The sequence below is a fragment of the Xaviernesmea rhizosphaerae genome (genome assembly GCF_001938945.1).
GTDB lineage: Bacteria > Pseudomonadota > Alphaproteobacteria > Rhizobiales > Rhizobiaceae > Xaviernesmea > Xaviernesmea rhizosphaerae.
Genome location: NZ_MKIO01000048.1, coordinates 73458 through 86554 on the forward strand (window position 1 = coordinate 73458; position 13097 = coordinate 86554).

Below are 13097 nucleotides of genomic sequence, written 5' to 3' on the forward strand. Positions count from 1 at the left end.
GCGCGAGGCATCAGAGCATCATCTGCTCGGCGTGAAACGAGAATAGAAAGGACCCTGCTTCCGACAACAGGCCTTGGAGCGTCGATCTGAGTCCGGTCACACGAAATCCTGGGAAGTACGTCCGAATTTGGATTTCTGGCAACGATGATCATCAGGCGCGACGTCATCCTCGGGCTTGTCCCGAGGATCTGCCATGGTTGATAATTGGTCGGTATATCAGGCGTTTGCAGATATCAGGGACAAGCCCGAGGATGACGGAACGAGGACTTTGCGCCTCTGCCAGGAAGCTCCGGATATCGCGAAGCGATCGACCGGATTTCGGATCAGACCGAGCGGCGCCCCGGATGCCGGATGGTCCATCGGCTGCGCGTCGGGGGCCGGCAGATGGCACCGCGGAATGAGGCAAGTCCAGCGCGCGGCAGCGTTGCGGAGGGGTAGCCTTGCATGCGGTTGCCGAGGTCGCTTCGTCCCTTCCGTTTCGACGGATGCTCCCGACCTTACCCCTCCCGCAGCACTTCCACCGCCTTGATCGCGGCGGAGGCGCGGTTTTCCACGCCGAGCTTCATGTAGATCTGCTCCAGATGCTTGTTCACCGTGCGGGCGGAGAGGCCGAGGATTTCGGCGATGTCGCGGTTGGCCTTGCCCTTGGCGATCCAGGCCAGCACCTCGGCCTCGCGCTGGGTGAGCCCGAAGCGGCTGCGCAGCAGATCCTCCTCGCTTCCCGCGCGCACACCGGTCAGGCGGAAGAGAAACTCGTCGGCGCCGATCGCGCCGAGAAAGGCGAGCTGCAGCACGGGCGCACCATGGCGGGCGATCGTCAGGCCGGCCTCCGTGCTGCCGGCAGCGCGGGCCGCCATCCAGCTTCTGAGGTGGCCGGTCAATGCCGCCATGCCATCCTCGGTCTCGATGGCGGCGTTGACCAGGCGGCTTGCCTGCGGCGTGGACCAGTTCACGCTGCCATCGCCATGCGCGGCGAGCAGATGCCGTCCGGCGGCATCCAGCGCCACGCGCGCGCTCTGGGCCGAGCGGGCATTGGTGAGATGAACACGGATGCGCGCGCGCAGCTCGTCGATGTTGATCGGCTTGGTCAGATAGTCCACCCCACCGGATTCCAGCGCATGGACCACATGCTCGGTCTCCGTCAGCCCGGTCATGAAGATCACCGGAACGGGGGCGATGGCCGGCTGGCGCTTCAGCGTCCGGCAGGTGTCGAAGCCGTCCATGCCCGGCATCACCGCGTCCATCAGCACGAGATCGGGCGTGATGCGGTCGACGACATTCAGCGCCGCGCGGCCGGAGGTGGCGATCAGCACGGAAAAGCCGGATTGCTCCAGCGCTTCGGTGAGGAAGCCCAGCGTTTCCGGGCTGTCGTCGACGATCAGGACGATATCGCGCGGATCAGACATGCGCAGGGTTCTCCCGCTCGGGCGCCGGGTTTCTGGTTTCGCATCGCATGAGAGCATCGGACCGGAAATCATATGCAGTCTGATGCTCTATCGTTTTGTTACAACACCGGATCTTTGCGAAACCGGCAATCACGTTTCGGTCCGATGCTCGGTCTTGCGCGGCGGCGCAGCGCCGGTCCGGGCGAGGAAGGCGGCATAGCCATCGAGGTCGAAGGCCTGCACATAGGCTCTGGCGGCTTGGGTGAAGGGTTGCAGCGCGGCATCGCGGGCAAGCTCCGTCAACTTGGCCTCTATGCCCCTGACATAGCCGATCTCGCCCAGCCGCCGCAGTTCGGCAAGATGATCGGCCGCTGGCGGCATCAGCGCGGCCGGGGCAGGGGCCGGCTGGGCCGGAGCCGCCTCCTCATAGATCCACTCCAGCCCGAGATGCAAGGCCAGCTTGTCCTGCACGCGGCGGATGTCGAAGGGCTTGGCCAGCGTGTCATTGTGCCCGTCCTCGCCGCCGGCGGCCGAGCCGTCGCCGATATTGGCTGAGAGCATTATGATCGGCGCCAGCTGGCCCGCCGCCCGCAGGCGCGAGACCAGCTGCCAGCCATTGATGTCGGGCATGGAAATATCGATGAAGAACAGATCCGGCCGGACACCCTCGATCAGCGCCAGGCATTCGGAGCCGCCCGCCGCCGTCAGCACCACGAAGTCGAGCGGCACGAGCAACTCGCGCATGAGATCGCGGTGATCCTCATTGTCATCGACGACGACGATCGTCCGGCGTGCGCCTGTATAGCCGCAGACGGGGCGCTGGGCGGGCCGGGCCGTCGCCGCCGGCCGGTCGACGGCCGACAGCATCAGCCGGATGCGGAAGGTGGAGCCGGCCCCCAGCGCGCTGTCCACCGCGATTTCGCCGCCCATGGTCTGGGTGAGCAGGCGGGTGATGGTCAGCCCGAGGCCGAGGCCGGGCAGGCGCAGCACCGCCTCGGTCTTGCCGCGCTGGAACGGCTCGAAGATGCGCGGCAGCTCCTCGGCAGCAATGCCCCGGCCGGTATCCGACACGGTGAAGGTCGCCACCTGGCTGCGATAGCCGATCTCGAAGCGGATCTCGCCCGTCTCGGTGAATTTGATGGCATTGGTCAGGAGGTTGACGAGGATCTGGCGCAGCCGCTTCTCGTCGGTGCGGACATAGGCCGGCAGGCTGGCGGCGCGCTTGTGCGTGAAGGTGAGGCCCTTGGCTTCGGCCTGCGGACGCAGCATGTCGACGATCTGGTCGAGAAACTCGGTGAGGTGGATCTCGTTGGAATAGACCTGGAGACGGCCCGCCTCGATCTTGGAAATGTCGAGCAGACCGTCGATCAGGCCGGAGAGATGCTCGGCCGAACGGCGGATGACCTTGACCGCCGGTTGCCTCTCCCTGGGGATCGCAGCGTCCCGCTCCAGGATCTGGGCGTAACCGAGTACGGCGTTAAGCGGCGTGCGCAGCTCGTGCGAGAGGCCGACCACATAGCGGCTCTTGGCGCGGTTGGCGGCCTCCGCCGTCTCCTTGGCCTGCTGCAGGGCGGCGTCGGTCTTCTTGTGCGCGGCGATTTCCTTGAGGAGCAGCGTCGTCTGGCGGGAGGATTCCTCCTCCGCCACCACCCGGCTGTCATGGGCGAGCACGTAGAACCAGCAGACGATCCCGGCAATCACGGCGAAGACGAAGAAGACCACGCCCACCGTGCGCTCCACCACGCCGGCGGCTTCCGGCGCGGCAAGCGCGATCTGATGGGCGACCAGAAGCAGGATGGCGCCGAGCAGGCTGACCGACAGCACCACGGCAATGGCATAGCGGCCGAGCCGGCTCGACAGGCTTTCCACCAGCCGTTCGGGCAGCAGGCGGCGCGCCACCACGGAAGCCTGCGCGTTCATGCGCGCTTGCGGCTTGCAGACATCGTGGCAGCGGCTGTCGAGCGAGCAGCAGAGCGAGCAGATCGGCGCGGCATAGGCCGGGCACCAGGCCATGTCCTCCGGCTCGAACGGATGCTCGCAGATCGAGCAGGTGATGGCCGGCATCGTCTTCCAGTTCGCCCGGGCCTTGCGCGCGAGGTAGAAGCGCCCGCCCGTGCCCCAGGCGATCAAAGGCGAAAGGAGGAAGGCGATGAGCGTGACGAAGGTCGACAGCGACGCCATGACTGGGCCGAACAGGCCGAAATGCGCCGCAAGCGCAATGGTGGCAGAAAGCAGCATGCTGCCCGTGCCCACGGGATTGATGTCGTAGAGATGGGCGCGCTTGAACTCGATGCCATCAGGGGCGAGGCCGAGCGGCTTGTTGATGAAGAGATCGGCCGAAATCGTGCAGAGCCAGGCCATGGCGATGATGGAGAAGATGCCGAGCGTCGCCTCCAGCAGCCGGTAGATGCCGAGCTCCATCAGGAGCAGGGCGATGGCGACGTTAAAGACCAGCCAGACGACGCGGCCGGGATGGCTGTGGGTGAGACGCGAGAAGAAGTTCGACCAGGCGAGCGACCCGGCATAGGCGTTCATCACATTGATCTTCAGCTGCGAGACCACGACGAAGGCCGACATCATCAGGAGGGCCGCCGTGTCATTGGGGATCATGTAGCCGAAGGCGGCGAGATACATATGGGCGGGGTCGGCCGCCTGTCCGGATGGCACGCCGGTCGATAGCGTCAGCACGGCCAGGAACGACCCGGCAAGCAGCTTCGGCACGCCGACCACCACCCAGCCGGGCCCGGCCAGGAACACGGCGAGCCGATGGCGCCATTTGCGTCCGCCCTCCGGCGGCAGGAAGCGCAGGAAGTCCACCTGCTCGCCGATCTGGGGCATCAGCGCCAGGATGACTGCGCAGGCCGCACCGAATTCCAGGAGATTGAACGGGGCCGGGCCGCCCGCGCCGATATTGGAATGGCCGATGCCGGCAAAGGCGCGCCAGAGGTCGATCTTGCCCCAGTCGGCAAAGGCGATGAAGATGAAGGGCAGGACGTTGAGCGTGATCCAGAAGGGCTGGGTCACCAGCTGGAAGCGCGAGATCAGCCGCACGCCATAGATAACGAGCGGAATGACGACGACGGCGCTGATGATATAGCCGATCCAGGGCGGAATGCCGAAGGCGAGCTCCAGCGCGCCTGTCATGATCGAGGCTTCGATGGCAAACAGCATGAAGGTGAAGCTGGCATAGATCAGCGAGGTGACCGTGGAGCCGATATAGCCGAAGCCGGCCCCCCGGGTCAGAAGGTCGATGTCCACGCCGTGGCGGATGGCATAGCGGCTGATCGGCAGGCCGATGACCAGCATGACCACGGCCGCGACCGCAATGGCGATGGCGGCATTGGTGGTGCCATAGGACAGCGTGATCGTGCCGCCGATCGCTTCAAGCGCCAGAAAGGAGATCGCCCCGATCGCCGTCTGGGAGATGCGGCTGGAGGAAAAGCGCCGCGCGCTCTTGGCGGTGAATCTCAGCGCGTAGTCTTCCAGCGTCTGGTTGGCGACCCAGCGGTTATAGTCGCGCCGGATAGGGATGATGCGCTGGCGTGCGGACATGCCTAAAAATTATCTTTCCTCGGGATCTGATTATCTCCTGGGCATCTTCATGAGAATCGGTTGCTTGGCAAGCGGCCAGGATCAGGAAAGCGCGTCGGAGGTCGCGCGCATTTCCGCTGTCAGCCATCGTTCCAGCGCGACTGCGTCAGGCCGGCCGGCAAGATGGCGCGCAACCCACAGCACAATGCGCCGTGGCCCGGGCTTGAAGCCGAAGGGGGCCACCAGCCGTCCGGCGGAAAGCTGTTCCATCACCAGCATGCGCGGCACCACTGCCATGCCCAGGCCACAGGCTGCCGCCTGGATCAGCAGATAGAAATGGTCGAAGCTGGTTTTGGCCGCCAGCGCCTCACCGCCAAGCCCGGCCACGCCCTGCCAGTCCCGCCAGGCCTCCGGCCGGGTTCGGCTGGCCAGAAGCGTGGCGGCCGGCAGGTCCGTTTGCTGGCGGATGCCGGCCTGTTCAAGATAATCAGGCGCGCAGACAGGCCCGATCGCCTCCACCCCCAATTCGCGGATCACCGCGTCCTGCGGCGGCTCGATGATGCTGGACCGGATCGCCATGCCGATCTTGTCGCGCACAAAGTCGATGCGGCTGAAATTGAGATTGAACTGCAGTTCGATTTGCGGATGCAGCTCGTGGAACTGCCCGATGCGCGGGATGATCCAGCCCATCATGATCGAGGAGGAGCAGGAGAGGGTCAACGGTTCCGGTCTTACCCGCGCGACGCTTTCCTGGATCAGCTTGAAGGCGCTGGTCAGCCCCTCCGCCAGCCGCTGGCCCTCCGGTGTCGGCTCCATGCCCCGCGCGGTCTTGGCCAGAAGGGTGACACCAAGCGCCTCTTCAAGCGCTTTGACCTGTCGGCTCACAGCGCCGTGCGTAACGAAAAGCTCACTGGACGCCAGGGTCACGGAGCGGTGCCGGGCTGCGGCTTCGAAGGCCCGCAAAGCATTGAGCGATGGCATGCTGGACATCCGGCCTCCTTCTCTGTGAGTTTTCCTCACAACCAGATCCGTTTTAATCGATTGCGGACACCTCGCCAAGCTTCATAAACCGGGGGAGGGGTTGCACGGTCGGGCTGGAGGAGCCTGTCGACCGGTTGGCGGACCCGCCGCAGCCCGGAGGGAGGGCTGGCGGCATCAGACGGGAGGAGAAGCCATGGCAGTGCAAAGTTTGGATACGGGCGCAATCGAGCGCTCGGCGGTTCGCAAGGTGACGAGGCGGCTCGTGCCGTTCATCGGCCTGATGTTCTTCATCAACTTCCTCGATCGAACGGCAATTTCCTTTGCCGGGCCGAACGGGATGACGAACGATCTGGCGATGACGGCGGCCCAATTCGGCTTTGCCGCGGGCATTTTCTTCTTCGGCTATATCGTTCTGGAAGTGCCGAGCAATCTGGCGCTGCACAAATACGGCGCGCGCCGCTGGCTGGCCCGGATCATGGTGACCTGGGGCATTGTGGCCCTTTTGTTCACCTGGGTCAGCAGCGTGCCGCAGCTTTATCTGCTGCGTTTTCTTCTCGGCGTGGCCGAGGCCGGGTTTTTCCCGGGCGCCATCCTGTTTCTGAGTTCCTGGGTACCGCTGCGCCACCGCAACACGGTCCTGGCGCTGTTCTATCTCGCCCAGCCGCTGACCACAGTGCTCGGCGCGCCGCTCGCCGCCTCTCTGATCCAGGCCCATGGCCTGTTCGGCCTGGAGGGCTGGCGCATCATGTTCTTCGGCGTTGCGCTGCCGGCCATCGTCGTCGGCATCATCAGCTGGTTCTACCTGTCCGACAAGCCGGCCGATGCCAAGTGGCTCACCCCCCAGGAGCGCAACTGGCTGACCGACGAGCTGGCGCGCGAAGACAAGGCCAAGGTTGTCGCCCATGGCCGCATCAACGGCCTGGCCTTGACCGATAAGCGGGTCTGGCTTCTGTCCGCACTCTACTTCGGGCTGATCTACGGGCTCTATGCCATCGCCTTTTTCCTGCCCACCATCATCGCAGGCTTCGAAGGCAAGTTCGGCACCAAGTTCGACGTCTTCGACAAGGGCCTGATCACGGCCATCCCCTATTTGCCAGCGGCGGTCGCCATTTATGTCTGGAGCCGGTTCGTCGCCAAGCGCGGTGTCCAGGGGTGGCATATCGGCCTGCCGGCCATGATCGGTGCGTTGAGCATTCCCGCTGCCTTGCTGATGGGCTCGCCCGAGACCACGATCCTGATGATCACCATCACCGCCTGCGCGATCTTCGCCGCCCTGCCGAATTTCTGGGCGATTCCCTCGCGCTTTCTCGTCGGCCCGGCCGCGGCTGCGGGCATCGCGCTCATTAATACCATCGGCAATATTGCCGGCTTCGCCGCGCCCTACATCACCGGCCTGCTCAAGGACGCGACAGGGCTTTATCAGGCGCCGATGTTCGTCGTCGGCGGGTTCATGGCGCTTTCGGCGGTGATCGCCTTCTCGCTCGATCGAAAGACGCCGAAAAGCGAAGCCCTGCAGCCGCACAAGGCTTAGGCGCGCCCGCCAGCACGCAAGAGCAAAGGGTCGGCCTTCGCGTCGGCCCTTTTTTCGTTTCGCCTGCACGATGACCCGCCATCGATCTCCCATCTGCGCAGGCTTTCCCCCCGCAGCTACGTCAAATGACGTATGTCGCGCTGCACAATTCCGCCCGATAGTCGCCACAGACAGCTGAGGTTTAACACATTGTTCACCGGCTGCCTCACGCAACAAGAGGGGAAATCACAATGAATCGCAGGAGCTTGCTCAAGAGCGCCCTGGCTGCCGGCATGCTGGCGACCACTGCTTTCCACGGCGCCTTCGCCGCTGACGACACGATCAAGGTCGGTGTTCTCCATTCCCTGTCCGGCACCATGGCGATCTCGGAAACGACGCTCAAGGACGCCATGCTGATGCTCATCGAGGAGCAGAACAAGAAGGGTGGTCTTCTGGGCAAGAAGCTCGAAGCCGTCGTGGTCGACCCGGCCTCCGACTGGCCGCTCTTTGCCGAAAAGGCCCGCGAGCTGATCTCCGTCGACAAGGTCGCTGCCGTGTTCGGCTGCTGGACCTCGTCCTCGCGCAAATCCGTGCTGCCGGTCTTTGAAGAGCTGAACTCGATCCTGTTCTATCCCGTGCAGTATGAAGGCGAAGAGTCCTCGCGCAACATCTTCTACACGGGTGCTGCGCCGAACCAGCAGGCCATCCCCGCCGTCGACTATCTGATGAACACGGAAGGCGTGAAGCGCTTCGTGCTGGAAGGCACGGACTATGTCTATCCGCGCACGACCAACAAGATCCTGGAAGCCTATCTGATCTCCAAGGGGATCCCGAAGGAAGACATCCTGATCAACTACACCCCCTTCGGCTTCTCCGACTGGCAGACCGAAGTGGCCAAGATCAAGGACTTCGGCTCGGCCGGCAAGAAGACCGCAGTGGTTTCGACCATCAATGGCGATGCCAACGTTCCCTTCTACAAGGAACTGGGCAACCAGGGCATCAAGGCCACCGACATCCCGGTCGTCGCCTTCTCTGTCGGCGAGGAAGAGCTGGCCGGTCTCGACACCAAGCCGCTGGTCGGCCATCTCGCCGCCTGGAACTACTTCCAGTCCGTCGACGCGCCCGCCAATGCCGAGTTCATCAAGACCTGGCACGCCTACACCAAGAACGACAAGCGCGTGACCAACGACCCGATGGAAGCCGCCTATATCGGCTTCAACGCCTGGGTGAAGGCCGTGGAAGCCGCCGGCACCACCGATACCGACCCCGTGCTCGACCAGATCATCGGCACCACCGTGCCGAACCTGTCGGGCGGTTATGCCACCGTGATGCCGAACCACCACATCACCAAGCCGGTGCTGATCGGCGAAATCCAGGAAAACGGTCAGTTCGAAATCGTCCAGCAGACGCCGGAAGTCGTGGGCGACGAGTGGTCGGACTATCTGCCCGACTCCAAGGACCTGATCGCCGACTGGCGCAAGCCGTTGTCCTGCGGCAACTTCAACGTGAAGACCGGCAAGTGCGGCGGCAAGACCACCAACTGATCGGGATCTGACGATCAGACCATGGCGAGGGCGCCGTCCGTATCCCTCGCCGTCGCTGCGGCTTTGCGGCCGCAGCGCCCGGCCCCGCCGTCCAGCCCCTTTCTCCTGGCTGGATGGCGGGCCTTATCGCGAACTGGCACGTTTGATGCTTCTTTGTCTGAGGTTTGTTTGAAGCGGCCCGGCTTGACCCGATCAGGCAGGGTGTTTGCGCCGTTAAAGCATCGGACCGGGAAGCGGGAACCGGTTTTCGGGTAAATCCGATGCAAAAACAAAATCTTAGAGCATCAGACGACGTATGGTTTTCAATCTGATGCTCTAAAACCGTGCCTCTCGTCCCGTCCTCTCCTGCGGCTTGCCACCCGTTTCGGTGTCGCAGGGGCCAAGCGCAGGGGTCAAGCATTGCAAAAGCAGCAGCCACGCCGAGCAGGAAAGATCTCTCCATGATCCGCGCCCGATCCAGACCTTCGCTTTTTTCCCCGGTCCGCTGGCGTCTCGCCGCGGCCTGCCGCCTGTTCGTGCTGGCTCTGGTGCTGACGGCAGCCTGCGGCTTCTCGCCCGCGGCCGCCCAGGAGGCGCTGCGCCCGCTCGTCAATGCGCTGGGCACGGGCGGCTTTCCCGAGCGCGCCGAGGCCGTGAAGGCGCTGGCGGCGACGGGTGACCCCAAGGTGCCCGAAATCCTCACCTACCTGAACGATGGCGAGCTGTATGCGCCCAAGGCCGGAGGCGCGGTCTACCGCATCGCCTCGGGCAATACGGTGATCGATCCGCTGACTGGCGCGCCGGTGGAAGGGGTGGCCGCCGGGGGGCTGCAGAAAATCCGGCTGAACAACACGCTGCGCGGCGCCATCACCACCGCCATGAGCCAGCTGACGCTCTTGAGCCCGGACCGCGACAAGCGCTTTTCGGCCGCGCAAGACATCCTCAAAAGCGCCGATCCGGCCCAGCTGGCGCTGGTCGATGGCGCGCTGGCGCAGGAAAAGGATAATGCGATCAAGGGCCTGCTCGGCGCCGCCCGCGCCGTGATGGTGCTGAGGTCGGACCATTCCGTGGAGGAGAAGAAGGCGGCGATCGAGACGGTGGCCGCGCGCGGCAACCGTGACGCGCTGACGATTCTGACAACGGCGCTCGCCGGCGCGCCGGCCGATCTCGTGCCGGTCATCGAAGGCAAGATCGAGGGCATCGAGCGCCAGATGGCGCTGTGGGACGTGGCGCAGAACATCTGGTACGGGCTGTCGCTCGGCTCGGTCCTGCTGCTCGCCGCCATCGGGCTCGCCATCACCTTCGGCGTGATGGGCGTGATCAACATGGCCCATGGCGAAATGGTCATGCTCGGCGCCTACACCACCTATGTGGTGCAGCAGGCGGTGGCGACCTATGCGCCGGCGCTGTCCACCTACGGCCTGGCGATCGCCGTGCCGACCGCCTTTCTGGTCACCGGGCTGATCGGCGTCGCCATCGAGCGCGGCATCATCCGCTTCCTCTATGGCCGGCCGCTCGAAACGCTGCTGGCCACCTGGGGCCTGTCGCTGATCCTGCAGCAGGCGATCCGCTCGATCTTCGGCCCCACCAACCGCCAGGTGGACAATCCTCCCTGGATGTCCGGCACGGTGGATGTCGGCGGTCTTGCGGTCACCTGGAACCGTCTGTGGATCATCGTCTTCTCGATCGCCGTGTTCTTCGCGCTGCTGACGCTGCTCAAGCGTTCCCGCCTCGGGCTGCAGATGCGCGCCGTGACGCAGAACCGGCGCATGGCCTCCTCCATGGGCATCCGCACGCCTTATGTCGACGCGCTGACCTTCGGCCTCGGCTCCGGCATTGCCGGCATGGCCGGCGTGGCGCTCAGCCAGATCGACAATGTTTCGCCCAATCTCGGCCAGAACTACATCATCGACAGCTTCATGGTCGTGGTCTTCGGCGGCGTGGGCAATCTCTGGGGCACGCTGGTGGGCGCGCTGTCGCTCGGCATCGCCAACAAGTTCCTGGAGCCCTATGCCGGCGCCGTGCTCGGCAAGATCCTGATCCTGGTGCTCATCATCCTCTTCATCCAGCGGCGGCCGCGTGGGCTGTTCGCGCTCAAGGGACGGGCGATCGAACAATGATCACAGAATTTCTCCTTTCCCGGCACGAGAAGAAGACGCTTGTCGTCGCCGCGCTGATCCTCTTGGCCGCTATCCTGGTGCCGCTCGCCAATCTGCTCGCGCCCGAAGGCAGCCTGCTGCACGTGCCGGATCATCTCGTGCCGCTGATGGGCAAGTATCTCTGCTATGCGCTGCTGGCGCTGGCGCTGGATCTGGTCTGGGGTTATTGCGGCATTCTCTCGCTCGGCCATGGCGCCTTCTTCGCGCTCGGCGGCTATGCCATGGGCATGTATCTCATGCGCCAGATCGGGCCGCGCGGCGTCTATGCCAATCCGCTGCTGCCGGATTTCATGGTCTTCCTCAACTGGAAGGAGCTGCCCTGGTACTGGACCGGCTTCAACCATTTCTGGTTCGCCGGGCTCATGGTTCTCCTGGTGCCCGGACTGCTCGCCTTCGTCTTCGGCTGGTTCGCCTTCCGCTCGCGCGTGACCGGCGTCTATCTCTCGATCATCACCCAGGCCATGACCTATGCGCTGCTGCTCGCCTTCTTCCGCAACGAGATGGGTTTTGGCGGCAATAACGGCCTGACCGACTTCAAGGACATTCTCGGCGCCAACATCCAGGCGCCGGAAACCCGCGCCACGCTGTTTGCCATGACCGCGCTGCTGCTGGCGCTGTCGCTGATCCTCTCCTCCGCGATCGTCCGCTCGAAATATGGCAAGGTGCTGATCGGCGTGCGCGATGCCGAGAGCCGCACGCGCTTTCTCGGCTACCGCGTGGAGAATATGAAGCTCTTCATCTTCACCGTCTCGGCGATGATGGCCGGCATTGCCGGCGCGCTCTACGTGCCGCAGGTCGGCATCATCAATCCCGGCGAGTTCGCTCCCGCCAACTCCATCGAAGTCGTCATCTGGACGGCGGTCGGCGGGCGCGGCACGCTGATCGGCCCGATCATCGGCGCGATCCTCGTCAATTTCGGCAAGACCATCTTCACCGCCGCCTTTCCGGAATTCTGGCTCTTCGCGCTCGGCGCCTTGTTCATCGCCACCACGCTGTTCCTGCCCAAGGGCATTGTCGGCACGGTGATGCAGGGCTCGAAGGCGCGGGCCGAGCGGCAGAAGGCGGTCGCCGCCGAAAAGGGGCGCACCGCCGCCCAGCCCAGCCAAGGCGCCGCGGCGCACGAAACCCAGGCCGCGGAGTGAGCCGCCATGGACAGCAAGATCACCAACAGCATCCTCTATCTGGACAATGTCTCGGTCTCGTTCGACGGGTTCAGGGCGCTGAACGCGCTCTCCTTCGTGATCGAACCCGGCGAACTCAGGGCCATCATCGGCCCGAACGGCGCGGGCAAGACAACGATGATGGACATCATCACCGGCAAGACCCGGCCCGACCAGGGCGAGGTCTATTTCGACGGGGCCATCGACCTCACCCGCAAGGACGAGGCGGAGATCGCCCAGCTCGGTATCGGCCGCAAGTTCCAGAAGCCGACCGTCTTTGAAAGCCATACGATCTGGGACAATCTGGAGCTGGCGCTCAACCGCAAACGCGGCGTCTTCTCCACCCTGTTCTACCGCCTGACCACCGAGGACAAGGCGCGCATCGAGCACATCCTCGAAACCGTGCGGCTGACGGCACGCAAAAACGACTATGCCGCCAACCTCTCCCACGGGCAGAAGCAATGGTTGGAGATTGGCATGCTGCTCGCTCAGGAGCCGAAGCTCTTGCTGGTCGATGAGCCCGTTGCCGGCATGACCGATGCCGAGACGAGCGAGACCGCACTGCTCTTGAAGGACATCGCCAAGACCCGGTCGGTCGTCGTGGTGGAGCACGATATGGGCTTCATCCGCGACCTCGGCGTCAAGGTCACCTGCCTTGCCGAAGGCTCGGTGCTCGCCGAGGGATCGATCGATTTCGTCTCGAACGATCCCAAGGTGATCGAGAACTATCTGGGCCGGTGAGGGGCAAGTGAGCATTCTTTGCTTCAGCCGCCGCCGGCAATCCATAGAACCACCGTTTGGCGATGCGCTTCGCCCCATCCGCACGATACGACAAAAGGGGACACACC

8 protein-coding genes are annotated in these 13097 nt (G+C 64.3%); 5 read left to right on the plus strand and 3 right to left on the minus strand.

The genetic code is table 11. From position 1 onward, the window contains the following. Window positions 1–497 precede the first annotated feature (497 nt). The 3 genes from BJF92_RS24265 to BJF92_RS24275 all read right to left on the minus strand — a co-directional run bounded on the left by BJF92_RS24265 (window position 498) and on the right by BJF92_RS24275 (window position 5906). Window positions 498–1406 carry a response regulator transcription factor gene (locus BJF92_RS24265; RefSeq protein ID WP_075637341.1) on the minus strand — a complete coding sequence of 303 codons (909 nt, stop codon included), beginning with the start codon at window positions 1404–1406 and terminating at the stop codon, window positions 498–500. Between the two features lie 129 nt (window positions 1407–1535). Beyond that, window positions 1536–4937 (minus strand): hybrid sensor histidine kinase/response regulator, encoded by a 3402-nt coding sequence (locus tag BJF92_RS24270; RefSeq protein ID WP_075637342.1) that lies wholly within the window; start codon window positions 4935–4937, stop codon window positions 1536–1538. A gap of 81 nt (window positions 4938–5018) precedes the next feature. Continuing rightward, window positions 5019–5906: a LysR substrate-binding domain-containing protein gene (locus tag BJF92_RS24275; RefSeq protein ID WP_075637343.1), complete on the minus strand. Its 888-nt coding sequence runs from the start codon at window positions 5904–5906 to the stop codon at window positions 5019–5021. Window positions 5907–6090: 184 nt separating this feature from the next. On the opposite strand from BJF92_RS24275, the gene BJF92_RS24280 reads away from it, so the two are divergent. The 5 genes from BJF92_RS24280 to urtD all read left to right on the plus strand — a co-directional run bounded on the left by BJF92_RS24280 (window position 6091) and on the right by urtD (window position 12990). After that, entirely contained in the window at window positions 6091–7428 is a 1338-nt protein-coding gene (locus BJF92_RS24280) for an MFS transporter (RefSeq protein ID WP_075637344.1), read from the plus strand. A 230-nt stretch (window positions 7429–7658) separates the two neighbouring features. Next, window positions 7659–8951: an urea ABC transporter substrate-binding protein gene (gene urtA, locus BJF92_RS24285; protein ID WP_075637345.1), complete on the plus strand. Its 1293-nt coding sequence runs from the start codon at window positions 7659–7661 to the stop codon at window positions 8949–8951. Window positions 8952–9391: 440 nt separating this feature from the next. Continuing rightward, window positions 9392–11050 carry an urea ABC transporter permease subunit UrtB gene (gene urtB, locus BJF92_RS24290; protein WP_075637346.1) on the plus strand — a complete coding sequence of 553 codons (1659 nt, stop codon included), beginning with the start codon at window positions 9392–9394 and terminating at the stop codon, window positions 11048–11050. Continuing rightward, complete coding sequence (urtC, locus tag BJF92_RS24295) at window positions 11047–12231, plus strand: urea ABC transporter permease subunit UrtC (RefSeq protein WP_075637347.1); 1185 nt, start codon at window positions 11047–11049, stop codon at window positions 12229–12231. The genes urtB and urtC overlap by 4 nt, the downstream gene beginning before the upstream one ends. 6 nt (window positions 12232–12237) lie before the next feature. Beyond that, complete coding sequence (gene urtD / locus BJF92_RS24300; RefSeq protein ID WP_075637348.1) at window positions 12238–12990, plus strand: urea ABC transporter ATP-binding protein UrtD; 753 nt, start codon at window positions 12238–12240, stop codon at window positions 12988–12990. Window positions 12991–13097 lie beyond the last annotated feature (107 nt).